This window comes from Bacillus sp. FSL R5-0416 (assembly GCF_037975425.1).
GTDB classification, from domain to species: domain Bacteria; phylum Bacillota; class Bacilli; order Bacillales; family Bacillaceae; genus Bacillus; species Bacillus subtilis.
Genome location: NZ_CP150252.1, coordinates 3085420 through 3112267, shown reverse-complemented (window position 1 = coordinate 3112267; position 26848 = coordinate 3085420). Strand labels below are relative to the sequence as shown.

Sequence of the window (26848 nt, the reverse complement as noted above, 5' to 3'; positions counted from 1 at the left end):
TTCTCCGGATGTAATTTTGGAGTAAGGAAAGCATATAGAAAAAAAGGAGGCGGCTGTTTTGATTATAGAGAAAAGAAGATTTCCGTCGCCAAGCCAGCATGTGCGTTTGTATACGATCTGCTATCTGTCAAATGGATTACGGGTTAAGGGGCTTCTGGCTGAGCCGGCGGAACCGGGACAATATGACGGATTTTTATATTTGCGCGGCGGGATTAAAAGCGTGGGCATGGTTCGGCCGGGCCGGATTATCCAGTTTGCATCCCAAGGGTTTGTGGTGTTTGCTCCTTTTTACAGAGGAAATCAAGGAGGAGAAGGCAATGAGGATTTTGCCGGAGAAGACAGGGAGGATGCATTTTCTGCTTTTCGCCTGCTTCAGCAGCACCCAAATGTCAAGAAGGACAGAATTCATATCTTCGGCTTTTCCCGCGGCGGAATTATGGGAATGCTCACTGCGATCGAAATGGGCGGGCAGGCAGCTTCATTTGTTTCCTGGGGAGGCGTCAGTGATATGATTCTTACATATGAGGAGCGGCAGGATTTGCGGCGAATGATGAAAAGAGTCATCGGCGGAACACCGAAAAAGGTGCCTGAGGAATATCAATGGAGGACACCGTTTGACCAAGTAAACAAAATTCAGGCACCCGTGCTGTTAATCCATGGAGAAAAAGACCAAAATGTTTCGATTCAGCATTCCTATTTATTTGAAGAGAAGCTAAAACAACTGCATAAGCCGGTGGAGACATGGTACTACAGTACATTCACACATTATTTCCCGCCAAAAGAAAACCGGCGTATCGTGCGGCAGCTCACACAATGGATGAAAAACCGCTGACAGTGAAATATGTTATGATAAAGAAAAAAGAGAACGAAAGGGGATTTCACTTTGGGAATGCCTGTTGAATTTAATACACTGATTGTGACAAAAGGAAAAGAAGTTCGCATAGATGAAAATATATTCACGTTAGAGAAGGACGGATACCGAGTATATCCGATGGAGATTCCAATGGATGTACGCAAAACAAAGTTTGGCGAAAAGTCAGGCACAGCTGAAGTGCAGAAGCTTCAATGGGAAGAAGGCCGGACCATCATTACATACAAGCTGACTTCTTTGCATTCCGTCAATTAAAACAAGCCAAGAGCATAATTGCTCTTGGCTTTTGTTTTTTATACGAGAGGGCCGCCTGCCTGGGCGATGGCATCGGTATGTGCGAACTTTTTAAAGTTCTCTTTGAATTCATTTGCAAGGTAGACTGCTTTTTCTTTGTATTCTTCCTTGTTGGTCCACGTATTTTCAGGCTGAAGGATATGATCAGGAACGCCAGGAACATGTGCTGGAATGTGCAGGCCGAAAATATCGTCAGTTATCATTTCAGCATCCTCTAATTTACCTTCAATCGCTGCTTTGACCATTGCTCTAGTGTAAGAAAGCTTCATTCGTTCGCCTGTGCCGTAGCCGCCCCCGGTCCAGCCGGTATTGACTAAGAAAACGTCTGCGCCGTGTTCATCGATCTTTTTGCCGAGCATTTCAGCATAGACGTGAGCAGGAAGCGGCAGGAACGGTGAGCCGAAGCATGTAGAGAACGTCGTTTCAGGAGACGTTACACCACGTTCGGTTCCGGCAAGCTTACTCGTGTAACCGCTCAAGAAATGGTACATGGCCTGCTCCTTCGTTAGTTTGCTGATCGGCGGCAGGACTCCGAATGCATCAGCCGTCAAAAATACAATTGCTGACGGATGGCCGGCCATGCTTGGAGTCACGATGTTGTCAATCATATGAATCGGGTAAGCTGCCCGCGTGTTTTCAGTATAGAAGGAATCATCATAATTGGCTTCGCGTGTATCTTCGTCAACAACGACATTTTCGAGAACAGACCCGAAACGGATCGCGTTAAAGATTTGCGGCTCCTTTTCCTCGCTTAAATGAATGCACTTAGCGTAGCACCCGCCTTCAATATTAAAGACGCCTGTATCAGACCAGCCATGTTCATCGTCACCGATCAGCTTGCGGTCAGCATCTGCCGACAGGGTGGTCTTGCCTGTTCCTGACAGTCCGAAGAAAAGGGCGACGTCGCCTTTTTCACCGACATTGGCGGAGCAGTGCATAGATAAAATATCTCTTTCAGGCAGCAGGAAATTCATAATGGAGAAAATGGACTTCTTCATTTCACCGGCATACTCAGTTCCGCCGATTAAGATCGTCCGCTTTTCGAAAGAGACAATAATAAACGTTTCGGAATGAGTGCCGTCTGTTTTTGGATCCGCTTTGAAATGCGGAGCAGAAAGAATGGTGAACGGCTGCTCAACTGTTTTCTTATCATTTCCTTCCGGACGGATAAACAGCTGCCGTGCAAATAAATTGTGCCATGCGAACTCATTTACGACAGTGATCGGCAGTCTGTATTTCTCGTCTGCTCCGGCAAATCCTTCGAAAACAAACAGCTCATCTCGCTCCTTTAAATAGCTGACAACTTTCGTGTACAGCCGCTCAAACGCTTCTTCTGAAATCGGCTGATTCACCGGGCCCCAATCGATCTTATTTTTCGTGCTTTCTTCCTCCACGATGAATTTATCTTTAGGTGAGCGTCCTGTGTAAGCGCCTGTAGTCGCACGAACAGCACCTGTGGATGTTAAAATGCCTTCGTTTCGGGAGAGGACTTTTTCTGTTAGCTGTGCTGCTGATAAATTATGACGCACATTTGGACATGTTAATAAGGCTTGTAAATCAGCGGTCAAATCAACTGAGTTCATATGAAACCTTCCTTTATCGTTTTTTGTGTTTTGCTAATTGTGAATTAGTATAACATATATTTTCAAATAGTCTATACTATTTATTATTTTTTGTGTGTGCATTTCCATTGTTTTCCCTCAATATAGGTGCCTATTTCTTCTGAATCATATTGACATTGCAAACCCTTTTACGATAAGATATTTCATTGAGCGGATACTCTTATCCCGAGCTGGCGGAGGGACAGGCCCTATGAAGCCCAGCAACCGGTTTCTCTGTTATTTATTATGTTCAACTGAGTGAGACAACCAAGGTGCTAACCTGTTGCAAGGTTGTATGATTCCTTGAGCGATAAGAGTGAAAGGCACAAAGACCAAACCCTTTCCTCGATGGAAAAGGTTTTTTTATTTCATAAATATGCCAATTAACATTCTCTAATATAACTGTACATTGTATAAGAGGGAGCGAGTTCCGTATCATATATACAAGGTCTTTCGGGAGGCCTTGTGCAGGAGGAAGCAAATCATGAGTAAAAATCGTCGTTTATTTACATCAGAATCTGTTACGGAGGGGCATCCGGATAAAATCTGTGACCAGATTTCTGACAGCATTTTAGATGAAATTTTAAAGAAAGACCCTAACGCGCGTGTTGCTTGTGAAACATCTGTGACAACAGGTTTGGTTCTTGTAAGCGGAGAGATCACAACTTCTACGTATGTTGACATTCCGAAAACGGTTCGCCAAACCATTAAAGAAATCGGATACACACGTGCAAAATACGGATTTGATGCGGAAACTTGTGCGGTTTTAACATCAATTGATGAGCAGTCTGCTGATATCGCGATGGGCGTAGACCAAGCGCTTGAAGCCCGTGAAGGCACAATGAGCGACGAAGAAATTGAAGCGATTGGTGCGGGTGACCAAGGATTAATGTTCGGTTATGCGTGCAACGAAACGAAAGAGCTTATGCCTCTTCCAATTTCACTTGCCCATAAATTAGCCCGCCGCCTAAGTGAAGTCCGTAAAGAAGATATTCTTCCGTACCTTCGCCCTGACGGCAAAACACAGGTAACGGTTGAGTACGATGAAAATAACAAACCAGTCCGCATTGACGCGATTGTTATTTCAACTCAGCATCATCCTGAAATTACACTTGAGCAAATTCAGCGCAACATTAAAGAACATGTCATCAATCCGGTTGTTCCTGAAGAGCTGATTGATGAAGAAACAAAATATTTCATCAACCCTACAGGACGTTTCGTAATCGGAGGCCCTCAAGGGGATGCGGGACTTACAGGACGCAAAATCATCGTTGATACGTACGGCGGCTATGCACGCCACGGCGGAGGCGCGTTCTCAGGTAAGGACGCGACGAAGGTAGACCGTTCTGCAGCTTATGCGGCAAGATACGTTGCGAAAAACATCGTTGCGGCTGAGCTTGCTGATTCTTGCGAAGTACAGCTTGCTTACGCGATCGGTGTTGCACAGCCTGTGTCAATCTCAATCAACACATTCGGTTCAGGAAAAGCTTCTGAGGAAAAACTGATTGAAGTTGTTCGCAATAACTTTGATTTACGACCTGCCGGCATTATCAAAATGCTTGATTTGCGCCGTCCGATCTACAAACAAACTGCTGCGTACGGCCACTTTGGACGTCACGATGTTGACCTTCCATGGGAGCGCACAGACAAAGCGGAGCAGCTGCGTAAAGAAGCGTTAGGAGAATAATTTTATAGCCGCTTACTGGTTAAGCGGCTTTCCCTTTTTTATCGTTGTATTCATGTTTATTTTTTTACATAACTGTGAAACCAAATACTATTCACAGCGTCTATAAATAGGGGTTCAATGATGACAATTTTAATTATGGAGGCAATACTATGTGTGGATTTGTCGGGGTTTTTAACAAGCATCCGTTAGCTCAAACCGCTGATCAAGAAGAACTAATCAAACAAATGAACCAAATGATCGTTCACCGCGGTCCTGACAGTGATGGATATTTCCATGATGAGCACGTCGGCTTCGGATTCAGACGGCTCAGCATTATTGATGTAGAAAATGGCGGACAGCCTTTATCATATGAAGATGAAACATATTGGATTATCTTTAACGGAGAAATCTATAACTATATTGAACTGAGAGAAGAGCTTGAAGCAAAGGGGTACACATTCAACACGGATTCGGACACAGAGGTTCTTCTTGCGACTTACCGTCACTATAAAGAAGAAGCGGCGTCCAAACTGCGCGGTATGTTTGCCTTTCTGATTTGGAATAAAAACGATCATGTGCTTTATGGGGCAAGAGATCCATTCGGCATTAAACCGTTGTACTACACAACGATCAATGATCAGGTTTATTTTGCCTCAGAGAGAAAAAGTTTAATGGTTGCTCAGAATGATATTGAAATAGATAAAGAGGCATTGCAGCAGTACATGTCTTTCCAATTTGTTCCTGAACCAAGCACGCTTGATGCCCATGTGAAAAAAGTAGAGCCGGGTTCACAATTCACAATCCGCCCGGACGGCGATATCACATTCAAAACGTATTTCAAAGCGAACTTCAAGCCGGTTCAGACTGAAGAAGACAAGCTTGTGAAAGAAGTCCGAGACGCGATCTATGACTCTGTAAACGTTCATATGAGAAGTGACGTTCCTGTCGGTTCGTTCCTGTCTGGCGGGATTGATTCTTCCTTTATTGTGTCTGTTGCGAAGGAATTTCATCCAAGCTTAAAAACATTCTCTGTCGGCTTTGAACAGCAGGGCTTCAGTGAGGTTGATGTAGCGAAAGAAACGGCAGCGGCGCTGGGCATCGAAAATATCAGCAAAGTCATTTCGCCTGAGGAATACATGAATGAGCTTCCGAAGATCGTATGGCATTTTGATGACCCGCTAGCTGACCCGGCAGCGATTCCGTTGTACTTTGTTGCAAAAGAAGCGAAAAAACATGTTACGGTTGCTTTATCAGGTGAAGGAGCGGATGAGCTCTTCGGCGGATATAACATTTACCGTGAACCGCTTTCGCTTAAACCGTTTGAACGGATTCCGTCCGGCTTGAAAAAGATGCTTCTGCACGTTGCTGCCGTTATGCCTGAAGGTATGAGAGGAAAGAGCCTGCTTGAGCGCGGCTGTACTCCGCTTCAAGATCGTTATATCGGTAACGCGAAAATCTTTGAAGAGTCTGTCAAAAAGCAGCTGTTGAAGAATTATAATCCGAACCTTTCATATCGCGATGTGACGAAGACTTACTTTACGGAAAGCAGCTCGTACAGCGATATCAATAAAATGCAGTATGTCGATATCCACACTTGGATGCGCGGCGACATTTTGTTAAAGGCGGATAAAATGACGATGGCGAATTCTTTGGAACTGCGTGTGCCGTTCTTGGATAAAGTCGTATTCGACGTCGCTTCAAAAATTCCTGATGAGCTGAAAACGAAGAACGGCACGACGAAGTATCTTCTTCGCAAAGCCGCTGAAGGAATTGTGCCTGAGCATGTATTAAACCGCAAAAAGCTCGGTTTCCCTGTACCGATCCGTCATTGGCTGAAAAACGAAATGAACGAATGGGTGCGGAATATTATTCAGGAAAGCCAAACGGATGCTTATATCCATAAGGATTATGTCCTTCAGCTTCTTGAAGACCATTGTGCGGACAAGGCTGATAACAGCCGTAAAATCTGGACTGTACTGATCTTTATGATCTGGCACAGCATCAATATTGAAAAACGGTATATGCCTGAAGAGCTGAGCCATCAGCCTAAAGAAGTCATCTTTGTGTAACAGACAACAAGGCTTTCGAGTAGTCGAAAGCCTTGTTGTTATCCTTTTATTTCTCCATCATCATTGATTTACCCAATCCGTACGGAATATTCAGAAAAATGATATAATGATATTTTTTTCTAGGGGAGAAGAAGCATGCAAAAACAAAAACAAGAGCTGCACCGCGGACTCGAAGAAAGGCATATTTCTTTAATGTCTTTAGGAGCTGCTATAGGAGTAGGGTTGTTCCTCGGCTCCGCATCAGCTATTCAATTAGCAGGGCCTGGTATTTTGGTAGCGTATGCCGCAAGCGGCCTGGTCATGTTTTTTATTATGAGAGCGCTTGGGGAAATGGCCATTCAAAAACCGGTCGCAGGCTCCTTCAGCAGGTATGCGCGTGATTATTTGGGACCGCTTGCAGGCTATTTAACAGGGTGGAACTACTGGTTTTTATGGGTTGTCACCTGTATGGCCGAAATCACAGCTGTCGGCATCTATATGGGGTTCTGGTTTCCTGACGTGCCAAACTGGATTTGGGCATTATCGGCGCTGGTCATTATGACGGGTGTTAATTTCCTGGCTGTCAAAGCTTACGGTGAGTTGGAATTTTGGTTCGCATTGATTAAAATTGTTGCGATCTTATCCATGATTGCTGTCGGTTTATTGATGATTATTGCAGGAGTCGGCAATGGGGGCATTGCAACCGGAATCAGCAATTTGTGGAACAACGGAGGATTTTTCCCTCATGGTTTAAAAGGGGTTCTATTGTCTCTTCAAATGGTCATGTTCGCCTATTTAGGGATTGAAATGATCGGGGTGACGGCTGGCGAAGTGAAAAACCCGCAAAAATCGTTAGCCAAAGCAATCGATACAGTATTTTGGAGGATTTTGATTTTTTATGTAGGCGCTTTATTTGTCATTATGTCTATTTATCCGTGGCAGGAAATTGGCTCTCAAGGAAGTCCGTTTGTTCTCACATTTCAAAAAGTGGGAATTCCATCGGCCGCAGGTATCATTAACTTTGTCGTGTTGACAGCCGCGCTGTCTTCATGCAACAGCGGTATTTTCAGCACAGGACGGATGCTGTTTAACTTGGCGGAACAGAAAGAGGCGCCACAAGCATACGGTCAGCTGACGAAAGGCGGCATCCCGGGTAAAGCTGTTCTGGCTTCAGCGGGCGCTTTATTAGTCGGAGTGCTGTTAAACTATGTTGTCCCTGCGAAGGTATTTACTTGGGTTACAAGTATTGCGACGTTCGGAGCGATTTGGACGTGGGCAATCATTTTGCTTTCTCAAATAAAATACAGGAAAAGTTTGAAGCCGGAAGAAAAGAAACAATTAAAGTACAAAATGCCTTTATTTCCGTTTACATCTTATGTGTCATTGGCATTTCTAGCATTCGTCGTCATTCTTATGGCTTACAGCCCTGATACAAGAGTAGCCGTGATTATCGGGCCGATATGGTTTCTCATCTTGCTGGCTGTGTACTATGGAAAAGGGTTTCACAAAAAAAATGCGGCTGCTGCCAGCGAACGAAATATCAGCTGACAAAAAGAGCTCCCAGTGGGCTCTTTTTGTGTGTGCTCATAGAAAATAGAGAACAGGAAAGAATAGGTATGTGTGTTTGCAGAGGCTGTTTATAGTTTTGTGATAAGATAAAAGTCATACGTTTCATGCTATATGTGAACGTTTTATGGAAAAATCGAAACCCGAACTGTGATGACGTCCGGGTTAACGATGGTTATTGCTTTCAAATATAATTTGAAAAATGGTAAAGTAAGACGAAGCAGGTCTTATGTTTGTTGAAGAAATTTATAATATTGGCCCTTTTCTACATATTCTGACCGTATTCTTTTCATATCTTTTCGGTCTTCTTCCGTCAAAGGGCGGATGACTTTTGCAGGGCGGCCAAAGGCGAGATGGCCAGGCGGAATGGTTTTTCCAGGCGGGACAAGACTGCCGGCACCAATAAAAGCGCCTTCGCCAATTTCGGCTCCGTCTAAAATGATTGAGCCCATGCCGATTAAGGCGTTCTTGCGGATAACAGCGCTATGAAGTGTAACCTGATGGCCTATCGTGGCGTCATCTTCAATGAGCAGCGTCTGGTTCGGGCTTTGATGGAGGCAGCTTAAATCTTGGATATTGACTCTGTTTCCGATTCTGGTCGGCGCAACATCTCCCCTTATGACAACAGAAAACCAAATGCTGGACTGTTCTCCGATCACGACATCACCGGTAATTGTTGCATTATCAGCTATAAAGGCTGTTGGGTGGATATCTGGCTTGTGTTCCTTATAAGGGTAGATCATAAGATTCATCCTTCTTTCTCTATTTAAATTTCGTATGAGGTGAAGAGCATGTGGACCTGGAAAGCAGACAGACCTGTTGCCGTGATTGTAATTATTCACGGGGCAAGTGAATATCACGGACGATATAAATGGCTGATTGAAATGTGGCGGTCCTCGGGTTATCACGTTGTCATGGGCGATTTGCCTGGACAGGGAACAACGACAAGAGCGAGAGGGCATATTCGCTCGTTTCAAGAATACATTGATGAAGTAGATGCTTGGATAGATAAAGCGCGAACTTTTGATCTGCCGGTTTTTCTTCTAGGTCACAGCATGGGCGGTCTGGTCGCGATTGAATGGATTAAACAGCAAAGAAATCCCAAGATTACGGGAATTATTTTATCATCACCGTGTCTCGGACTGCAAATTAAAGTGAATAAAGCGCTTGATCTTGCATCAAAAGGTCTGAATGTCATCGCTCCGTCACTTAAGGTTGATTCGGGATTATCAATTGATATGGCGACGCGCAATGAGGACGTCATCGAGGCTGACCAAAATGATTCGTTATACGTCAGGAAAGTTTCTGTCAGATGGTACAGAGAGCTTTTAAAGACAATTGAATCGGCAATGGTGCCGACAGAGGCATTTTTGAAAGTTCCGCTTCTTGTGATGCAAGCCGGTGATGACAAGCTTGTTGACAAAACGATGGTCATCAAGTGGTTTAATGGTGTTGCTTCTCATAATAAAGCATACAGAGAGTGGGAAGGGCTTTACCATGAGATCTTCAATGAACCCGAGAGAGAAGATGTCTTTAAAGCAGCAAGAGCGTTTACTGATCAATATATTTGAACTAGTAGGGGGTGCATGTGTTGACAGTACCTGAACATCCTTTTGGATTGATGGCAAAGGTATATCGAGATATTTTTCCGCTCGTTCATCAAGAGCTGGACATATGGAAGCAAAAATCAGAATCGATTCGTAACAGTGAATTGAAAGCACAGGCAACCGCAAGTATTCGGGACAAAACGTTTCACTGTGAAGGCGGCGGCATACTGGCCTTATTGTCAGGCAGCCAAAAGCAGAAGTGTGTCGAGTTTATCATCGCGTATCAAACGATTAGTGATTATTTGGACAATCTGTGTGACCGCAGCACCTCGCTGGACCCGCAGGATTTTCGGATGCTCCATGCCTCAATGCAGGACGCACTGACAGTTGGGGCGGAACTGCAAAACTATTATCAATTCAGAGAAGAACAGGATGACAGCGGATATCTGCACGAACTGGTCAAAACGTGCCAGCGTGTCCTTGGTTCGATTGAGCACTATGACATGATTAAACCGTATCTGCTTGAACTGTGCGGCTATTATAGCGATTTGCAGGTGCATAAGCACGTTATTGAGCATGAGCGTGTTCCGCGGCTTGAAAAGTGGTTTACTCAGTATGAATCAGAGCTGCCTGAGATGGAATGGTATGAATTTTCAGCCTGCGCAGGCTCAACGTTAGGCATTTTCTGTCTTGTTGCGTATTCGTTCCAGCCTGATTTCACAGAAAGCACCGCTAAAAAAATCCGCGACAGCTATTTTCCTTACATACAGGGCCTTCATATCCTGCTTGATTATTTGATTGATCAAGAGGAGGACTTGCTGGAAGGAGACTTGAATTTCTGCTCGTATTATCAGTCTCATGAAGAGATGATGGACCGGCTTGAACACTTTATCCATAAAGCCGACGAGCATTTACAAGGCATTCCGCATGAAAACTTCCATCGTTTAATCAATCGCGGCTTGCTTGGCGTTTATTTGTCAGATGATAAAGTGGCGGGCCAAAAGGAAATGGGCCGGCTCGCAAAGAAGCTGATCAAAGCCAGCGGAAAAACCTCCCTTTTCTTTTATATCAACGGCAGAGCCTACCGGAAATTTCAAAAATTGTCCTGGATGAAAAACTCAAAGAAAAAAGCTCAAATCATTTGCTGATCTGAGCTTTTTTTTCGATGGCGATAATAAATGGCGGGTCATTTTGCTGATTGATAAATCCGTATGATAATACACGCGCTGTTTGCTGGTCCAAGTCCCGGCAAAACTCAAGCACGTCGTTTTTTTCAGCTTTGCCTTCCGGGTGCCCATGATAGACGACGAGAACAATTAGACCTTCGTCTTTCATGATGCTGAGAAGCTGTTCAATGGCTTTGATCGTAGAACTGCCGTTTGTCGTAATTGATTTGTCCCCGCCCGGCAAATAGCCGAGGTTAAATACCGCGGCCGCCACTTTGCCATGTGTTTCAGGCGGGAGGGATTCAACGATTTTATCATGGCTTTTGTGAAATAACGTTGTTCGCGCTTGATACATGTCACCGAGCCGTTCCTTTGTATTGGCCACGGCTGATTCTTGGATGTCGAATGCGTACACATGGCCGTTTTCACCAACAAGCTCCGCTAAAAACTGTGTATCATGTCCGTTGCCCATTGTCGCATCTACGACAATATCTCCTTCTCCCGCGGCCATTTTCAGCAGTTCTTTGCTGTAGGGAAGAATTTTCTTCAAAATCATAGCACTGATTCCTCCTCAAGCCGTTGAAAGAACTTTCCTTGATAGCTGCCTCGGTTTTCTAGCTCTTTATTAATGGCGCCAAGCACTTCCCATTTGTTGACGCTCCACATTGGCCCGATCATCAACTCAATCGGTCCGTCACCTGTAATGCGGTGGACGATCATTTCAGGCGGAATGATCTCAAGCTGATCGCAGACGAGCTGCACATAATCATCTTGAGAAAGAAATTCCAGCTTCCCCTTTTCATATTGCTTGACCATTGGCGTGCCTTTCAGTAGGTGAAGCAGATGGATTTTAATGCCCTGGACGTCCAAATCTGCGACGGCCTTTGCCGTATCCATCATCATGTCCCGGTCTTCCAAAGGCAGCCCGTTGATAATATGCGAGCAGACACGTATGCCGTGTTTTCTTAATTTATTGACGCCTTCCACATAGCAGTTAAAATCATGTGCGCGGTTGATCAGAAGTGCAGTCCGTTCATGAACTGTTTGAAGCCCAAGCTCCACCCACAAATAGGTGCGTTGATTCAGCTCTGCCAGGTAATCAACGACATCATCAGGCAGACAGTCAGGGCGAGTGGCGATCGAAATGCCAACCACATCATCAAGCGCTAGCACTGATTCGAATTTTTCGCGAAGCACTTCAACCGGCGCATGCGTGTTGGTGAAAGCCTGAAAATAAGCGATGTATTTGCCGTCCTTCCATTTTTCGTGCATGCGGTTTTTGATGTCATGGAATTGCGTAATTAAATCATCGGCCCGGTTTCCGGCAAAATCGCCGGAGCCTGCTGCGCTGCAAAACGTACAGCCTCCGTGGGCTACGGTGCCGTCCCGATTCGGACAGTCAAAACCGCCGTCAAGCGCTACTTTAAACACCTTATGGCCGAAATGTTCTCTGAGATGATAATTCAATGTATGATAGCGTTTTTCCGTATTTGAATAAAGAAAAGGATTGTTCTGCATCACAATTCATGTGCCTCCTTGCGTACGATTGCATCCTAAAATTGTAGCACGCATTTCACAAGAGAACAAATGAATATCGACCATAAATTACTTTATTGAATAAAGTCAGATGAGGCTACAATATGAATGATGGATGATTTCCATTACCAAGAGGAGGGGTTACTGTGGCAACAAGACAATCAGTAGATGAACATCTCCAGCAATGTATGCAGGCCTATGATTATGCTGAAGAACAGCTGAAAATCGCTTCTAAACAAGAGCATTATAACGATCAAGAATATAGTGATGCACAAATGCAGCTAGAAGGTGCGGTAAATGCCTTGAATAAACTATGGCTGTCGTCAAATGATCAGCAGAGAGAACAGCTGTACAGAATGAGACTTCAGCTTCAATCTTTGCAAAATAATATGATCCTGCAGCACCCTCTTGATGTGTAGGAAAACGGACCCTTTTAAAAGGGTCCGTTTTTTTGTAAAAAAAGGATTGACTTTGTGAGTCAAAGTATTTATTGTATTAAGTGTACTAATTGAAGTAATACACTGTAGACACTAATATAAAATCATTTATATATTGACATTAAGGGAGGCAGTTATGAAACATAAAAAACGAAACAAACGTAACGTGCCAATGCTGATTGCGGCATCTGTGATCGCTTGTTCTTTTTTTCTTGTTCTCGTGATGATCGGTTTTGAATGGCAAAAAAGTATAATTGATCATTTTTATCTATAAAAGGTTCAGATCGTATAGAAAGTAGGGAAGTAAATGATTCAAATCGATCCAAGAAGCTCAACACCCATTTACGAACAAATTATTCAGCAAATGAAAGAGCTTTGTTTGAAAGGGATCATGAAGCCTGGTGATAAGCTTCCTTCTGTCAGAGAATTGGCAACGATCATTATTGCGAATCCGAACACTGTCAGCAAAGCGTATAAAGAACTTGAGCGAGAGGGGATTATTGAGACGCTGCGGGGCAGAGGGACCTATATATCGGAGAATGCAAAAACGACACTGGTTGAAGGGAAGATGACGATGATTAAAGAGCAACTCAAACAGCTCATCATCGATGCACACTATGCAGGGGTTGAGCTGGAAAAACTGCACGAATGGATAAAGGAAATCAGCGCTGATGTGAAGGGAGGCAAAAAAAATGATTGAACTGCGGCAGCTGTCAAAAGCGATTGACGGCAATCAAGTATTAAAAGATGTTTCATTAACAATCGAAAAAGGAGAAATCTTTGGATTGCTTGGACGCAATGGATCGGGCAAAACGACGATGCTTCGCTTAATCCAGCAAATCATTTTCGCTGACAGCGGAACGATTTTATTTGACGGCGTAGAAATCAAAAAGCACCCGAAAGTCAAACAAAATATCATCTACATGCCTGTTCAAAATCCGTTTTACGATAAGTATACATACAAGCAGTTAGTCGATATTTTGAGAAGAATATATCCGAAATTTGATGTCACGTACGCGAATGAGCTGATGAACAGATACGAAATTCCGGAAACGAAAAAATACCGTGAGCTGTCGACAGGCTTAAAAAAGCAGCTATCGCTCGTTCTGTCGTTTGCGGCGAGACCGGCGCTGATCCTCCTTGATGAGCCGACGGATGGTATTGATGCGGTAACTAGACATGATGTGCTGCAGCTGATGGTCGATGAAGTGGCAGAGCGTGATACGAGTATCCTGATTACGTCCCACCGGCTTGAAGACATAGAGCGGATGTGCAACCGAATTGGCTTTCTTGAAGATAACAGGCTGACCAACGTCATGGATCTTGATGAATTAAAAGAAGAATACATCAAAATACAAATGGCGTTTGACACAGATGTCAATCTGGCCATCAGAGAGCAAAACATTCCGATGCTCGATCAGGCCGGCGTGTTTTACACAGTGCTGATTCCGAAAAGCGATGAGGAGAAAAAGAGCTTTTTGAGAGAGCTGAAGCCAAAAGTATGGAATGAGCTTCCTGTCAACCTGGAAGAAGTGTTCATTGCGAAGTTTGGAGGGAAGCGGAGATGGTAGACCGAGGTCTCCTCTATCGAGAGTGGAAGCAGAATCAAGTGGTGATTTTGTTAAGTATCGCGTTTTTAGTGCTGGCAAATCCGCTTTCTATCGTTAATACGTATTTGTCTTATCAAGGATGTCTTGATCGCCAAGACCCGCAATATTGTGATTTTATTGTGAATTATTCCATAAGCAATCTGATAGATCTCAACTGGGTGCCGGGTGTCATTTTGGCGGTCTGCTTCCTAGGAATGGAACGTTCGAAAGGCACGATGGATTTTATATTAAGCCTTCCATATAACAGAAGCCAAATTTTCCAGACGAAATTTTGGTTAGGCGGTTTTGTGATTGTGCTGTCGCAATTGATTGGCTTTTTACTCGCATGGCTGCTGATTGTTGTCTATAACCCTGAACACGTCTACTTTTTTGAGCACAGCAGCGTTGGAGTAATTGTGATTAGTTTTATGGCTTTTTCACTGGTGATGGCCGCCGGAGCGTTAACTGGAAATGCTTTTGCCCAGCTGTTAACGGCGTTTTCTGCAGCTATATTGCCGTATTTAATTATTGCATTGCCGGTTGGAAACCTTGAAGTTGTTTTTGGTGTGAGTATATGGGAAATGTTCCCTTCCCCTGAGAGTTATTTCTCTCTGGCAAGCAATTTATCGAACCTAGTACCGATTAGTTACGTTGTAAATGAATGGATGACTAACAGTAAATATCTTTTATTGATTCCAGCCGTAATGAGCATTCTATTTTACTTGATTGGTTTGATAAGCTTCAAAAAGCATCCAAGTGAACGAAACGGACACTTTTTCTTATGGAACAGATTAGACCGTCCGGTGCAAATTCTGGTTATGGCTTTCGGCATCCTTGGATTTGGTTTATTTGGATACTATACCGGACATTCCATTATTGGTTATATTTTGGGTATGATCATTGGGGCAGTGGCTGGATTCTTTGTGAGCTACTTCTCTATTTATAAGAAAACAAAAGTGTAAGAAATGCCTTAGGTTTGGAGGGAAGTGAGTTGCCGGATTCCGGACTGCTTTACAAAGAGTGGCGGCAGAATAAAGTCGCCTTAGTTATCACCATTTTGGTTTTTATATTAGGTAATCCATTATCAATTTTAAATATGTATCTCATCTATCAAGGCTGTGTCACTGGAAAAGAAAATTGGGTCGGCCCCTGCGTATTCAGCGTTGATTATTTAAACAGCTCATTTATCTCATTGTTTTGGATTTGGGGAGTCGTTTTGGCGGTCAGCCAGCTAGGGATTGAACGAAGCAAGGGCTTTTTTGATTTTACATTAAGCCTTCCTTATACACGAGGGCAGATATTTAACGCGAAGTTCTTTACTAGCGGAATGGTGATTGTGATCCCGCAGCTCATAGGTTATGTTTTATCTGTTTTACTGATTTTGTTTTTGAAGCCTGATCAGGCCGTTTATTTTCACAATTACAGCTTGGGAATGATTATTGTTAGCATGCTGGCTTATTCTTTGGTTATGGCCGGAGGAGCTTTGACAGGCAATAGTTTCGCACAGCTTCTAGTCTCATTTACCGTGGCCATTTCGCCGTTTTTACTCATCAGCCTGCCTGCGATCAACCTGGAGATCCTTTTTGGCGGATCAATCGATTTTATCCATGGTCCAGTACCCAAATGGGTGCAGTATTTCATTCCGATAATCTATGTAGACGCGAAATGGGTTGAGAATTCACCATATTATTTAGTGATTCCGGCTATCATGACTATCATCTTCTACATCATCGGCTATATTAGTTTTGTCAAACTATCTAATGAAAGAAACGGGTACTTCTTCTTATGGAAGCCGCTTGACCGTCCGGTGCAGATGATCGTGATTATCATAGGAATCATGGGCTTTGGGTACTTTGGATTTTCTGCTAGCGAGAGCTTTACAGGCTATCTCATTGGCATGGCTGCCGGCGCGGTAATCGGTTTCTTGATTAGTTATTTTGCGATTTATAAAAAAACAAAACTTTTGTAAGGGAGAGAGAACATATGATAGATGTTCAGCATATCGACCATTCTTTCACGATCGGAAAAAAGGGCCGTGAGAATGAAGTTCCAGTATTGAAGGATGTTTCATTACGTGTGGCGAAAGGGGAAATCGCCTGTATTGTCGGACGAAGCGGCTCAGGTAAATCAACGCTTTTGAATTTAATTTCCGGCTACATATCGCCGACAAAAGGGCGGATTGTCATTAATGGCACTGATGTTACGGGGTTTAATGAAAAGGAATGGGCGCAATTTCGGCTTGATCATTTCGGGTTTATTTTCCAAAGCTTTCAGCTCATCCCGGGTTTAACGACGTATGAGAATGTTGAAATGCCGCTGGCGTTAAAAGGAATCAAGCCCTCTGAGCGGAAGCAAAAGGTGCAGGACATGCTGAAACGCGTCGGTCTGGAAAACCACGCCGCTCATTATCCGAATGAACTGTCAGGCGGCCAGCAGCAGCGTGTCAGTATTGCTCGAGCGTTGATTTTAAATCCTTCGATTATCTTAGCGGATGAGCCGACCGGAAGCCTTGATTCAGAAACGGAACATGAAGTGCTGGAATTGATCCAGCAGCTGAATCGTGAGCGTGGCATTACATTTGTGATCATTACTCACGATGATGAAGTCGCTTCTATCGGACATTCAAAATTTCAGCTTCATGATGGTGTGCTAAAAGGAGGAATTACCGTTGAGGTTTAAGGATCAGGTTCATTTTATCAGAAGAAATATGAAGAAAAACAGACTTCGCGTCTTTATGACGATTCTTGCAACAACAATGGCGTGTGCGTTTTTGGTTGTGCTGTCGTCCGTTGGATTTGGGATTCAAAAGACAATTACAGATATGACAATGAGCCAGCAGGTTGTAACGAAAGTCAGTGTAATGGGCAAGGAAGGAGACAAGCCTATTAAAAAAGCTGATTTAGAGAAGTATGATCACGTAAGGTCAGTTGTAGAAAGAACGCAAGTGTATGAACCAAACAAAGCTACTTTAGGCAATCGTACAAATGAAAGCTCAAATCTCATTTTTACTAATATGAATGATGAATTAAAGGCCAATATGGAATTGGAAAAGGGAAGAGTCGCAAAGTCAGAAAATGAAATCGTAGTAGGATACGACTTCGCAAAGAGATTATTGACGAAAAAAGAATCGGAAGAATATAACAAAAAAATCGAAGAAGCAAAAGGAAATCCAGAAGATATAAAAGAACCAAAGGGCTATACGAAAGATATTCTGAACAAAACAATAGAACTAAGTGTATCGAAGACAGATCCTAAAACAGGGGATGTTACAAAAACAAAAGCATATGACTTTAAAATTGTCGGTATTACAAAAAAACCATCTCAAGACTGGATGGAGGACTCAAACATTTTTATCAGTGATCAATTCAAAAAAGATTTTTCGGAATTCTTAGACTTCAAAGGCGGAAATGTTGAAACGAACATTGGTGTTTTTGCTGATAAGTTTGAGAATGTGGAACAGCTGACAAATGATCTAACAGATGACGGGTACTATGTCACATCAGTGACTACCGAACTTGAGGGAGCCAATACCTTCTTCATGGTCTTCAAAATCGGACTGATCTTTGTCGGATGTATCGCAGTTATCATTTCAGCGATCGGCATTTTTAACACGATGACGATGGCGGTGACAGAGAGAACGCAAGAGATCGGCATTATGAAAGCGATTGGGGCGAGCCCGTCAATCATTCGCCGAATGTTCTTGATGGAAAGCGCGTATATCGGAATTTTAGGCTGTGTGATTGGGATTATCATTTCTTATGGCGTGAGCTACCTTGTCAACCTGGCCGTTCCGATGATTCTTGCGGCTACAAGCGGAAGCGATGCGGGCGACTTGAATTACACATTCTCCTACATCCCGGCGAGTCTTGTGATCATTGCCGTTGTGATTTGCGGAGGGGTCGCAGTCATTTCCGGAATGAACCCGGCGAGAAAAGCAACAAAAACCAACGTGCTGACAGCGTTGAGAAGAGAACTATAATGCGAACGAGCCGGCTGAGACAGCCGGCTTTTTCTATAGCACATGATAGCGTTTTGCTATACACTTGATAAAAAAGGAAAAAGTGCGGTGAATTGATTGTTTAAACTTTTGCTGATTGAAGATGATGAATCGCTGTTTCATGAAATCAAGGATCGTTTAACGGGATGGTCCTATGATGTATACGGCATTCAGGATTTCAGTCAGGTGCTGCAGGAATTTGCGGCGGTTAATCCTGATTGTGTCATTATTGATGTACAGCTGCCTAAATTTGACGGCTTTCATTGGTGCCGGCAGATCCGCTCCCGGTCAAATGTTCCGATTCTCTTTTTATCCTCCCGGGATCATCCTGCTGATATGGTGATGTCCATGCAGCTCGGGGCAGATGACTTTATCCAAAAGCCATTTCATTTTGATGTGCTGATTGCGAAAATCCAAGCGATGTTCCGGCGTGTGCACCATTATAATACGGAGCCGAGTACGATTAAAACGTGGTGCGGCGCTGCTGTAGACGCGGAGCAGAACCTCGTCAGCAATGACAAAGGATCTGTTGAACTGACCAAAAATGAGATGTTCATTCTTAAACAACTAATAGAGCAAAAAAACAAGATCGTCAGCCGTGAAGAGCTGATCAGAAGCTTGTGGAACGATGAGCGTTTTGTTAGTGATAATACGCTGACCGTCAATGTCAATCGCCTGCGAAAAAAACTGGACGTCCTGCAGCTTGGCGCATATATCGAGACAAAGGTGGGCCAGGGCTACATCGCGAAGGAAGAGGACAAGTTCTATGATTAAAGCATTCCTTATCGAAAGGCGGAGCTGGATTGCCGCGTTTTTGTTTCAGCAGGCTTTGATGCTGTTCATTGCTTTTGTCGATCCTTCCATATCATTCGGGAATGTACTTTATATGGTGTATTTGTGCATCTTGTTTTTTATCATATTCCTTTGGTTCCGCTATCGGAAAGAAACAGCGTTTTATAAAAGCTTGAAAACATGGGAGAACAATCTCGATGTGACAGCCATAAATGAACCGGAAACGCCGTTTGAAGCAATGGTTGAAAGAAGCATTGCCGGGCAAACAGAACACTTGAAGCAGACCGCAGCACGGCATCGCTTAGCATTGGAAAATGAAAAAGATGAGCTGATGGCATGGATCCATGAGGTCAAAACTCCATTAACAGCGATGCATTTAATCATTGATAGAATGGAAGAAAAAGCACTGAAATCCCAGCTGTCATATGAATGGCTGCGTATTCACCTGCTTCTTGATCAGCAGCTTCATCAAAAACGCATTTCATTTATTGAAAACGACCTGTCAGTAGAATTCATTCAGCTTCAGCCTTTGATCTTTAAAGAAATCAAAGACTTACAATCGTGGTGTATCCAAAAAGGGATCGGTTTTGACATACAGCTCGAGGCCAAAGAAGTGCTGAGCGATGCAAAATGGCTGGCGTTTATCATCAGGCAGCTGCTGACAAACGCGGTGAAATACAGCGAAGCCTCTGAAATTGAGATCAAAAGCTTTCGAAAAGGGGAACAGACGCAGCTCCAAGTGAAAGACTGTGGCAGGGGCATTGATCCAAAAGATGTACCGCGTATTTTTGATAAAGGGTTTACATCCACAACGGATCACCATGATCAAGCGTCAACTGGCATGGGGCTGTACTTGGCAAAAAAAGCAGCGGCGCCGTTATTGATCCTTATTGATGTTGAGTCGGAGTTCGGTGCGGGGACAGTTTTTACATTAACCTTTCCAAGACGGAATCAATTTGAACATGTCATAAGCATGTGACGAAAATGTCACATGCTTTTCTTTTTTGTTCGCCGTATCGAAGGAAAAGCCCGGCATTCCTTTTTATAATGAGATTATCCAATATAAAGGAGACTGCGTAAATGGTGATTTTAGAAGCGAATAAAATTCGAAAAAGTTATGGAAACAAGCTGAATAAACAGGAAGTGCTGAAGGGCATCGATATTCACATTGAAAAGGGCGAATTCGTCAGTATTATGGGTGCTTCCGGGTCGGGAAAAACCACTTTGCTCAACGTTCTGTCCTCAATCGATCAGGTCAGTCACGGAACCATTCATATTAATGGAAATGACATGACGGCTATGAAGGAAAAGCAGCTGGCTGAATTTAGAAAACAGCATTTAGGCTTTATCTTTCAAGATTACAATTTGTTAGACACATTGACAGTGAAAGAGAATATCCTTCTGCCTTTATCGATCACGAAACTATCAAAAAAGGAAGCCAATCGCAAGTTTGAGGAAGTTGCAAAGGAACTGGGAATATATGAATTGCGGGATAAGTACCCGAATGAAATTTCCGGCGGCCAGAAGCAGAGAACATCCGCCGGAAGAGCGTTTATTCATGACCCGAGCATTATTTTCGCTGATGAACCGACCGGCGCGCTTGATTCGAAATCGGCCTCTGATCTATTAAATAAGCTGAGCCAGCTCAATCAAAAACGAAACGCCACGATTATTATGGTTACCCATGATCCCGTCGCTGCCAGCTACTGCGGCAGAGTCATTTTTATTAAGGACGGGCAAATGTATACACAGCTGAATAAAGGGGGCCAGGACAGGCAGACGTTTTTCCAGGATATTATGAAAACGCAAGGCGTATTAGGCGGGGTGCAGCATGAACATTAATCAGCTCATCCTGCGAAATTTGAAAAAGAATCTTCGTAATTACTATCTGTATGTGTTTGCGCTCATCTTTAGCGTGGCGCTTTATTTCGCCTTTGTCACGCTGCAGTATGACCCAGCAATTAACGAAGTGAAGGCTTCGATCAAGGGAGCTGCGGCTATTAAAACCGCTTCGATTTTGCTTGTGGCTGTGGTCGCGATCTTCATTTTATATGCCAATACGATTTTTATTAAGAGACGGAGTAAAGAAATCGGGCTGTTTCAATTAATTGGAATGACGAAGCATAAAATTTTTCGCATCTTAAGTGCAGAAAATGTCATGCTGTATTTCGGTTCATTAGCGATCGGGGTAGCGGCCGGGTTTTCGATATCGAAGCTTGTCTTGATGATTCTGTTCAAAATTGTCGATGTCAAAGCGGATGCGAAACTGCATTTTTCTGAGCAGGCCTTGGTCCAAACGGTCATTGTGTTCTGCGGCATTTACCTTTTGATCATGATCATGAATTATACGTTTATCAAAAAACAGAGTATTTTATCTTTGTTTAAAGTAACGTCCTCCACTGAAGACAAAGTAAAGAAAATATCATTTTTCCAAATGATAATCGGCGCTTTAGGCATCGTGTTGATTTTGACAGGATACTATGTGTCTTCTGAGCTGTTTGGCGGAAAATTTAAGACCATTAATGAACTGTTTGGTGCGATGAGCTTCATTCTGGGGAGCGTCATTATCGGGACGTTTTTGTTTTATAAAGGATCAGTTACGTTTATCTCGAATATCATTCGAAAAAGCAAGGGCGGCTACTTAAATATTTCTGAGGTCCTGTCACTGTCATCGATCATGTTCAGAATGAAATCGAACGCCTTGCTGCTGACGATTATTACAACCGTTTCAGCGCTCGCCATCGGGCTGTTATCTCTTGCTTACATCTCGTATTACTCGTCAGAAAAGACCGCTGAACAAAATGTAGCGGCTGATTTTTCATTCATGAATGAGAAAGATGCCAAGTTATTTGAAAACAGATTGAGGGAAAGCAACATCTCGTTTGTAAAAAAGGCAACACCTGTCCTGCAAGCAAATGTTGACATTGCAAATATCATGGATGGAACTCCGAAAGAGATGCAGGGCGATCCCAGCAATATGCAGCTTGCTGTTGTTAGCGACAAAGATGTAAAAGGAGTCGATGTGGCGGCTGGAGAAGCCGTTTTCTCAGGATACACCGACTTGCTGCAAAAAATAATGGTTTTCAAGGACTCTGGTATTATTAAAATAAAAAGCAAACATGAGACGCAGCCATTAAAATATAAAGGATTAAGAGAAGAGTTTCTTGTATCCTACACGTTTACAAGCGGGGGCATGCCCGCTGTCATTGTGGATGACAGCCTGTTTCAACAGCTGAACAAGGATAAGGACCCCCGCATTCAGCTGGCGCAATCTACATTTATCGGCGTCAATGTGAAACATGACGATCAAATGGAAAAAGCAAATGAGCTTTTTCAACAGGTGAACAAGAAAAACGAGCATTTATCAAGACTGGATACAAGTGCTGCGCAAAAATCACTGTTTGGTATGGTGATGTTCATCGTCGGCTTCTTAGGGTTAACGTTCCTGATTACATCAGGTTGTATCCTTTATTTTAAACAAATGGGTGAAAGTGAAGATGAAAAACCGAGCTATACGATTTTAAGAAAACTCGGTTTTACGCAGGGCGACCTAATAAAGGGAATACGCATCAAACAAATGTACAACTTCGGCATTCCGCTCGTTGTCGGCCTCTTCCACAGTTACTTTGCCGTCCAATCCGGCTGGTTCTTATTCGGATCAGAGGTATGGGCGCCTATGATTATGGTGATGGTGTTATATACTGCGCTCTACTCCATTTTTGGTTTTCTGTCAGTTCTTTATTATAAGAAGGTCATTAAATCGTCGTTGTGAAACAGAAAAAGCTCCAGACATTCTGGAGCTTTTTGTTTATCGTTTTGGCGCCCGGTAACCGGCGGCTTCAGCTTCTTCAACTGAGCAAAACATTTCAGCCGGATCGGTTGTCCGGTCATAGTATGTACTGCCTGGCGTGTGGTAGATGCCGTTTTTGCTTCCTTTGATATTACAGCCTTCTGCTTTGTCAGCTGTTTTGGTTTCATCACTTTTATTCGTATTGCTTGAAGAACCTCCAGCGTCTTCATGAGAACTGGCAGTTTGGCTATTTGCCTCTTTTAATTGCTTTTCAAGCTTTGTTTTATCTTGTCGGAGTGTTTCATTTTCAGCCTTTACCGTTTTTGTATCTTCTTTGAGCTGCTTTTGATTTTCTTGAAGCTCTTTCAACTCAGTTTTTAATGATTTCTGAGTCTTTTTTAGTTCGCGATTTTCTTTTTCAAGCTTCTCAAGCTTGTCTTGATCTTCTTTGTTGTCTTTTAATTTCTTTGCTTCAGAGCTGACAGATTTATATTCTTTCTCAAGTTCTTCATGCTCTTTTGTGAGGTTTTTGTATTCGGCGTTTAGCGCTGAATATTTTTTCTCGGCATTTGCTGCGGAAGTGTCAGGTTCTGCCAATGCTGCCCCGGTAAAGAGCAGCACAAGGCCTCCAATGAAAAGCGGCCAAAAAAGTCTCTTGGAGAAACGTTTTTCCTTTTTCAGTACATATCTGACAAAGTGATATAATCCATAGCCCAGTGCAATGAGACATGCCAGAAAACCTAAGAATGCTAATACCATTTCCATAATATGACCCCTTTTTCTATTTATTTTACATTTTTCAAACAATATTTGTTAGATTTTTTCACGCTCATCAGTTGAAAAATGTGAGAGAGATAGATAGAATGAATGTGCTATGATAACTGGATTCGTACGGAGCCGTTTTAGGTTTCGTTTTTTTCATGAGCTTTTTTAGGTAAGAAAGGGGGATAAGTATGCCGCGTGCTCTTAAAATTTTAGTCATTGGAATGTTTATCAATGTGACGGGTGCTTCTTTTTTATGGCCGTTGAATACGATTTATATCCATAATCATTTAGGAAAGTCGTTAACGGTAGCCGGACTTGTCCTGATGCTGAACTCCGGCGCCAGTGTGGCTGGTAATTTATGCGGAGGTTTTTTGTTTGATAAAATCGGCGGTTTTAAATCGATTATGCTTGGGATAGCCATTACGTTAGCAAGCCTGATGGGCCTTGTCTTTTTTCATGATTGGCCGACCTATATTGTGCTGCTGACGATTGTGGGCTTTGGCTCCGGTGTTGTTTTTCCGGCCAGCTACGCAATGGCGGGATCGGTATGGCCTGAAGGGGGAAGGAAGGCATTTAATGCGATATATGTCGCGCAAAACGCGGGTGTGGCCGTCGGTTCAGCACTTGGCGGTGTCGTGGCATCTTTCTCGTTTTCATATGTATTTTTGGCAAATGCCGTATTGTATCTGATCTTTTTCTTTGTTGTATATTTCGGATTTCGAAATATTCAGACGGGTGATGCATCCCAAACATCCGTGCTTGATTATGATGCTGTGAACAGCAAAGCAAAATTTGCCGCATTGATCATTTTAAGCGGAGGCTATGTACTCGGATGGCTGGCTTATTCTCAATGGTCCACCACAATTGCTTCGTACACACAAAGCATTGGAATATCTCTTTCCTTATACAGCGTGCTATGGACAGTTAACGGAATTCTAATTGTGCTCGGCCAGCCGCTCGTCAGTTTTGTGGTGAAAAAATGGGCCGAGTCGCTAAAAGCGCAAATGGTCATCGGCTTTATCATTTTTATTGTGTCTTTCAGCATGCTGCTGACTGCAAAGCAATTTCCGATGTTTCTCGCTGCGATGGTGATCCTGACGATCGGAGAAATGCTTGTTTGGCCTGCTGTGCCGACAATTGCCAATCAGCTCGCCCCTAAAGGGAAAGAAGGCTTTTATCAAGGCTTTGTCAACAGTGCGGCGACAGGCGGCAGAATGATTGGTCCCCTGTTCGGAGGAGTGCTTGTCGATCATTACGGCATTAGGGCCCTTGTTTTATCTCTGTTGGTATTGCTGCTGATCAGTATTGCCACAACGCTTCTATATGACAAACGGATAAAATCAGCTAAAGAAACAAATAAGCAGGCATCAATCTCTTCATAATAAAAGATCCCGCCGAATGAGCGGGATCTTTCAGCGTGTCGACAAACCCTCGCATTCGTTGTCAGGCCTGCGCTTCGGTGCTCACGAATTAGAACATTCGCTCCGCTCCTATGCTCGTCCTTCCTAGACTTCAAGGGTTTTCAATCACGCTGAAAAGATGACAAAATCCTAAAATGAAAACCATTTTAGGATTTTGTCAACAATCTGAAAGATCCCGCCGGGTGAGCGGGATCTTTTTACATAATCGGAAGCACTTTGACGGCATCCTTTACATTTGAATATGTTTTCAGCGACGAAAAATTGGCATCCAGTTTATTCATTTTCATAGCCAATTCAGGTTTAATGCCGGTAATGATTAACTCAGTTCCGGTCAATTTCAGCAAATGGCTCAGCTTGAAAATTTGGTCGGCCGTTTGTTCGTTCACTTGGGCCAATCCGGATAAATCAATGATCAAATAATCATCTTTGGATGTTGATAAGATATTCGTCAATGTGCAAACGATGGAATTAAATCGCTCCTCTGTCAGGTTTCCGACTAGCGGAAGAGCCGAAATGCCATTGCGAATCGGGACAATAGGAGTTGAAAGTGCAGTAATTTCCGTGAGGGAATCCTCGAGAAGCTTTTCATACTCTTTTTGCTTGGTGATGTCTTTCTGAATTCCGACAAAATACGTTTTATCCTCTATTTCCATTGGATCAATATTTAATTCATTCCAGAACATCGTTCCGTCTTTTTTGTAGTTTTGAATCTGAACGGTGACCGGTTCTTTATTTTGTAAAGCGGTTCTGATGTTGTCCACTTCTGCAGGATCTGTGTGTTTCCCCTGTAAGAAGCGGCAGTTCTTTCCTAAAATTTCCTCGGTCTCGTAGCCGGTCATTTGAACAAAGCCTTGATTTACGTAGATAATAGGATTATCTTCAAGTGCGGGATCTGTAATTACCACACCGACTCGCACGTGATCAAGCGCTTTTTTGATGACTTCCAGCTGTCCTGGTATCCCAAATGATTGAAAACTAGCCATATAAATCCCCCTTAGGCCGTCAGCTTGCTATGCGAAAGCCTGATATTCCCCTTTTTTAAAATGAATTCTACAGTAACCGTAGCACAACACATGTTCTGATTCAAGCAAGTGCAGTTTGTTGTTTGTCATTAGGGCTTGTCCTCGTATACACTAAAAATAAGAACAGAATTTGAACATATGAACGGAAAGGTTTTTTACATGCTAAATAGGTGACTAGGTCAATGTCACTGGGTGAAAAATGAATCCAATGCATCAAGCTTACCGATCATGTGTTCACATATAATGGAAGAAACAAGCTTTTTACAGATTTGCCGGTATGTAGATATCGAAAATCATCGGAATCGTTTAAGGGGGCTGGATGGCCTGAAGTCGCTTTACGAAATAAGGGCTTTAGGAAGGTGATGATGAAGATGCTGCATCAGGTACTTATTGCTTGTGTAATTGGAGGAATCATGGGGATTCTCGGTCATGTGAAAAAGAGAGGCAGGCTGGAGAAGCCCAGAATGACGAAGCGGTTTATCTACCTTGGATTTTTGGAAGATTGGTTTATCGGAATGACAGCTTCCATTTTACTTGTATTATCCGCTGACCCCGATTCAGGAATTCAACTTGTCATCTTATCCATTATCTCAGGCTACGGCGGTGAAGCTGTTCTCAGAAGTTTTGACTTTGTGAGAGAACTGAACAGCGGCGGCGAACCGGCCGAGTCCAAACGTCAAACCAAAACTCCACCCGAATAATTGTCCTCAATCTTCGCCCGTTCAGGGTACATTCCCATT

At 43.3% G+C, this 26848-nt stretch carries 27 protein-coding genes and 1 riboswitch; of the genes, 21 read left to right on the top strand and 6 right to left on the bottom strand.

All coding sequences use genetic code 11. From position 1 onward, the window contains the following. Positions 1 to 58 precede the first annotated feature (58 nt). Together NYE20_RS16595 and NYE20_RS16590 are read left to right on the top strand one after the other, a co-directional pair. A complete protein-coding gene (locus tag NYE20_RS16595) occupies positions 59 to 832 on the top strand; it encodes a prolyl oligopeptidase family serine peptidase (protein WP_021480356.1) in 774 nt (257 codons plus the stop codon). A 51-nt stretch (positions 833 to 883) separates the two neighbouring features. Beyond that, entirely contained in the window at positions 884 to 1126 is a 243-nt protein-coding gene (locus NYE20_RS16590) for a DUF2584 domain-containing protein (RefSeq protein WP_004398611.1), read from the top strand. A 38-nt stretch (positions 1127 to 1164) separates the two neighbouring features. On the opposite strand, the gene pckA is transcribed toward NYE20_RS16590, so the two are convergent. Next, complete coding sequence (gene pckA / locus NYE20_RS16585) at positions 1165 to 2748, bottom strand: phosphoenolpyruvate carboxykinase (ATP) (protein ID WP_014480627.1); 1584 nt, start codon at positions 2746 to 2748, stop codon at positions 1165 to 1167. 196 nt (positions 2749 to 2944) lie between these two features. Further along, positions 2945 to 3083: riboswitch (SAM riboswitch) on the top strand. A gap of 167 nt (positions 3084 to 3250) precedes the next feature. Here pckA and metK point away from each other — a divergent pair. The 3 genes from metK (at position 3251) to alaP (ending at position 8028) form a co-directional block, all read left to right on the top strand. Beyond that, on the top strand, positions 3251 to 4453 hold the full coding sequence (metK, locus tag NYE20_RS16580; protein ID WP_003229102.1) for a methionine adenosyltransferase: 1203 nt from the start codon (positions 3251 to 3253) through the stop codon (positions 4451 to 4453). Between the two features lie 149 nt (positions 4454 to 4602). Continuing rightward, on the top strand, positions 4603 to 6501 hold the full coding sequence (gene asnB / locus NYE20_RS16575; protein ID WP_120028507.1) for an asparagine synthase (glutamine-hydrolyzing): 1899 nt from the start codon (positions 4603 to 4605) through the stop codon (positions 6499 to 6501). Between the two features lie 135 nt (positions 6502 to 6636). Then, complete coding sequence (gene alaP / locus NYE20_RS16570) at positions 6637 to 8028, top strand: alanine permease AlaP (RefSeq protein ID WP_003229105.1); 1392 nt, start codon at positions 6637 to 6639, stop codon at positions 8026 to 8028. A 245-nt stretch (positions 8029 to 8273) separates the two neighbouring features. Here the strand turns inward: alaP and NYE20_RS16565 are convergent, their stop codons facing one another. Next, positions 8274 to 8789 (bottom strand): gamma carbonic anhydrase family protein, encoded by a 516-nt coding sequence (locus NYE20_RS16565; RefSeq protein WP_161621755.1) that lies wholly within the window; start codon positions 8787 to 8789, stop codon positions 8274 to 8276. Positions 8790 to 8837: 48 nt separating this feature from the next. Between NYE20_RS16565 and ytpA the strand changes: the two genes are divergently transcribed. After that, positions 8838 to 9617 carry a phospholipase YtpA gene (gene ytpA, locus NYE20_RS16560; RefSeq protein ID WP_003229109.1) on the top strand — a complete coding sequence of 260 codons (780 nt, stop codon included), beginning with the start codon at positions 8838 to 8840 and terminating at the stop codon, positions 9615 to 9617. A gap of 20 nt (positions 9618 to 9637) precedes the next feature. Beyond that, positions 9638 to 10741, top strand: a complete 1104-nt coding sequence (gene tbcS, locus NYE20_RS16555) for a tetraprenyl-beta-curcumene synthase (protein ID WP_161621754.1) — start codon at positions 9638 to 9640, stop codon at positions 10739 to 10741. On the opposite strand, the gene NYE20_RS16550 is transcribed toward tbcS, so the two are convergent. Together NYE20_RS16550 and NYE20_RS16545 are read right to left on the bottom strand one after the other, a co-directional pair. Beyond that, a complete protein-coding gene (locus NYE20_RS16550; protein WP_161621753.1) occupies positions 10731 to 11315 on the bottom strand; it encodes a class I SAM-dependent methyltransferase in 585 nt (194 codons plus the stop codon). The genes tbcS and NYE20_RS16550 overlap by 11 nt on opposite strands. After that, the gene (locus tag NYE20_RS16545; protein WP_161621752.1) at positions 11312 to 12280 is read right to left on the bottom strand and encodes a TIGR01212 family radical SAM protein; all 969 of its coding nucleotides are present in this window, start codon (positions 12278 to 12280) and stop codon (positions 11312 to 11314) included. Before NYE20_RS16545 ends, NYE20_RS16550 begins: the two co-directional genes overlap by 4 nt. Before the next feature lie 161 nt (positions 12281 to 12441). On the opposite strand from NYE20_RS16545, the gene NYE20_RS16540 reads away from it, so the two are divergent. From NYE20_RS16540 to bceB, 12 genes are all read left to right on the top strand, one after another. Continuing rightward, complete coding sequence (locus tag NYE20_RS16540) at positions 12442 to 12714, top strand: YtzC family protein (RefSeq protein ID WP_161621751.1); 273 nt, start codon at positions 12442 to 12444, stop codon at positions 12712 to 12714. Positions 12715 to 12868: 154 nt separating this feature from the next. Beyond that, entirely contained in the window at positions 12869 to 13006 is a 138-nt protein-coding gene (locus NYE20_RS16535; protein WP_003229119.1) for a hypothetical protein, read from the top strand. A 33-nt stretch (positions 13007 to 13039) separates the two neighbouring features. After that, complete coding sequence (ytrA, locus tag NYE20_RS16530) at positions 13040 to 13432, top strand: GntR family transcriptional regulator YtrA (protein WP_003229121.1); 393 nt, start codon at positions 13040 to 13042, stop codon at positions 13430 to 13432. Next, entirely contained in the window at positions 13425 to 14303 is an 879-nt protein-coding gene (gene ytrB / locus NYE20_RS16525; protein WP_003229123.1) for an ABC transporter ATP-binding protein YtrB, read from the top strand. Before ytrA ends, ytrB begins: the two co-directional genes overlap by 8 nt. Beyond that, entirely contained in the window at positions 14297 to 15283 is a 987-nt protein-coding gene (ytrC, locus tag NYE20_RS16520) for an ABC transporter permease YtrC (protein ID WP_015483589.1), read from the top strand. Before ytrB ends, ytrC begins: the two co-directional genes overlap by 7 nt. 29 nt (positions 15284 to 15312) lie before the next feature. Further along, the gene (gene ytrD / locus NYE20_RS16515; RefSeq protein WP_161621750.1) at positions 15313 to 16290 is read left to right on the top strand and encodes an ABC transporter permease YtrD; all 978 of its coding nucleotides are present in this window, start codon (positions 15313 to 15315) and stop codon (positions 16288 to 16290) included. Positions 16291 to 16304: 14 nt separating this feature from the next. Continuing rightward, the gene (gene ytrE, locus NYE20_RS16510) at positions 16305 to 17000 is read left to right on the top strand and encodes an ABC transporter ATP-binding protein YtrE (RefSeq protein ID WP_014477726.1); all 696 of its coding nucleotides are present in this window, start codon (positions 16305 to 16307) and stop codon (positions 16998 to 17000) included. Further along, complete coding sequence (gene ytrF, locus NYE20_RS16505) at positions 16990 to 18300, top strand: ABC transporter permease YtrF (RefSeq protein WP_049140981.1); 1311 nt, start codon at positions 16990 to 16992, stop codon at positions 18298 to 18300. Before ytrE ends, ytrF begins: the two co-directional genes overlap by 11 nt. Positions 18301 to 18396: 96 nt before the next feature. Beyond that, positions 18397 to 19092, top strand: coding sequence for a two-component response regulator BceR (gene bceR, locus NYE20_RS16500; protein ID WP_070547660.1), 696 nt, complete (start codon positions 18397 to 18399; stop codon positions 19090 to 19092). Further along, positions 19085 to 20089 (top strand): two-component sensor histidine kinase BceS, encoded by a 1005-nt coding sequence (gene bceS / locus NYE20_RS16495; RefSeq protein ID WP_161619632.1) that lies wholly within the window; start codon positions 19085 to 19087, stop codon positions 20087 to 20089. The genes bceR and bceS overlap by 8 nt, the downstream gene beginning before the upstream one ends. A 101-nt stretch (positions 20090 to 20190) precedes the next feature. After that, the gene (gene bceA / locus NYE20_RS16490) at positions 20191 to 20952 is read left to right on the top strand and encodes a bacitracin ABC transporter ATP-binding protein BceA (RefSeq protein WP_003229137.1); all 762 of its coding nucleotides are present in this window, start codon (positions 20191 to 20193) and stop codon (positions 20950 to 20952) included. After that, a complete protein-coding gene (gene bceB, locus NYE20_RS16485; RefSeq protein ID WP_141949772.1) occupies positions 20942 to 22882 on the top strand; it encodes a bacitracin ABC transporter permease BceB in 1941 nt (646 codons plus the stop codon). The genes bceA and bceB overlap by 11 nt, the downstream gene beginning before the upstream one ends. Before the next feature lie 36 nt (positions 22883 to 22918). On the opposite strand, the gene NYE20_RS16480 is transcribed toward bceB, so the two are convergent. Beyond that, on the bottom strand, positions 22919 to 23665 hold the full coding sequence (locus NYE20_RS16480) for an LMBR1 domain-containing protein (protein WP_161621749.1): 747 nt from the start codon (positions 23663 to 23665) through the stop codon (positions 22919 to 22921). A gap of 188 nt (positions 23666 to 23853) precedes the next feature. On the opposite strand from NYE20_RS16480, the gene NYE20_RS16475 reads away from it, so the two are divergent. After that, positions 23854 to 25047, top strand: coding sequence for an MFS transporter (locus tag NYE20_RS16475; protein ID WP_072175867.1), 1194 nt, complete (start codon positions 23854 to 23856; stop codon positions 25045 to 25047). Positions 25048 to 25283: 236 nt separating this feature from the next. Here NYE20_RS16475 and NYE20_RS16470 read toward each other — a convergent pair whose 3' ends face one another. Continuing rightward, a complete protein-coding gene (locus NYE20_RS16470) occupies positions 25284 to 26069 on the bottom strand; it encodes a blue-light photoreceptor (RefSeq protein ID WP_003229169.1) in 786 nt (261 codons plus the stop codon). A 404-nt stretch (positions 26070 to 26473) separates the two neighbouring features. Between NYE20_RS16470 and NYE20_RS16465 the strand changes: the two genes are divergently transcribed. After that, positions 26474 to 26809 carry a DUF4257 domain-containing protein gene (locus NYE20_RS16465; protein ID WP_003246114.1) on the top strand — a complete coding sequence of 112 codons (336 nt, stop codon included), beginning with the start codon at positions 26474 to 26476 and terminating at the stop codon, positions 26807 to 26809. Positions 26810 to 26848 lie beyond the last annotated feature (39 nt).

Excerpts from the sequence above, each read along its gene's own strand:
- pckA (WP_014480627.1), bottom strand. The coding sequence starts at position 2,748 with ATGAACTCAGTTGATTTGACCGCTGATTTACAAGCCTTATTAACATGT.
- metK (WP_003229102.1), top strand. The coding sequence starts at position 3,251 with ATGAGTAAAAATCGTCGTTTATTTACATCAGAATCTGTTACGGAGGGG.
- asnB (WP_120028507.1), top strand. The coding sequence starts at position 4,603 with ATGTGTGGATTTGTCGGGGTTTTTAACAAGCATCCGTTAGCTCAAACC.
- alaP (WP_003229105.1), top strand. The coding sequence starts at position 6,637 with ATGCAAAAACAAAAACAAGAGCTGCACCGCGGACTCGAAGAAAGGCAT.
- NYE20_RS16565 (WP_161621755.1), bottom strand. The coding sequence starts at position 8,789 with ATGATCTACCCTTATAAGGAACACAAGCCAGATATCCACCCAACAGCC.
- ytpA (WP_003229109.1), top strand. The coding sequence starts at position 8,838 with ATGTGGACCTGGAAAGCAGACAGACCTGTTGCCGTGATTGTAATTATT.
- NYE20_RS16550 (WP_161621753.1), bottom strand. The coding sequence starts at position 11,315 with ATGATTTTGAAGAAAATTCTTCCCTACAGCAAAGAACTGCTGAAAATG.
- NYE20_RS16535 (WP_003229119.1), top strand. The coding sequence starts at position 12,869 with ATGAAACATAAAAAACGAAACAAACGTAACGTGCCAATGCTGATTGCG.
- ytrA (WP_003229121.1), top strand. The coding sequence starts at position 13,040 with ATGATTCAAATCGATCCAAGAAGCTCAACACCCATTTACGAACAAATT.
- ytrB (WP_003229123.1), top strand. The coding sequence starts at position 13,425 with ATGATTGAACTGCGGCAGCTGTCAAAAGCGATTGACGGCAATCAAGTA.
- ytrC (WP_015483589.1), top strand. The coding sequence starts at position 14,297 with ATGGTAGACCGAGGTCTCCTCTATCGAGAGTGGAAGCAGAATCAAGTG.
- ytrE (WP_014477726.1), top strand. The coding sequence starts at position 16,305 with ATGATAGATGTTCAGCATATCGACCATTCTTTCACGATCGGAAAAAAG.
- bceS (WP_161619632.1), top strand. The coding sequence starts at position 19,085 with ATGATTAAAGCATTCCTTATCGAAAGGCGGAGCTGGATTGCCGCGTTT.
- bceA (WP_003229137.1), top strand. The coding sequence starts at position 20,191 with ATGGTGATTTTAGAAGCGAATAAAATTCGAAAAAGTTATGGAAACAAG.
- bceB (WP_141949772.1), top strand. The coding sequence starts at position 20,942 with ATGAACATTAATCAGCTCATCCTGCGAAATTTGAAAAAGAATCTTCGT.
- NYE20_RS16480 (WP_161621749.1), bottom strand. The coding sequence starts at position 23,665 with ATGGAAATGGTATTAGCATTCTTAGGTTTTCTGGCATGTCTCATTGCA.
- NYE20_RS16475 (WP_072175867.1), top strand. The coding sequence starts at position 23,854 with ATGCCGCGTGCTCTTAAAATTTTAGTCATTGGAATGTTTATCAATGTG.
- NYE20_RS16470 (WP_003229169.1), bottom strand. The coding sequence starts at position 26,069 with ATGGCTAGTTTTCAATCATTTGGGATACCAGGACAGCTGGAAGTCATC.
- NYE20_RS16465 (WP_003246114.1), top strand. The coding sequence starts at position 26,474 with ATGAAGATGCTGCATCAGGTACTTATTGCTTGTGTAATTGGAGGAATC.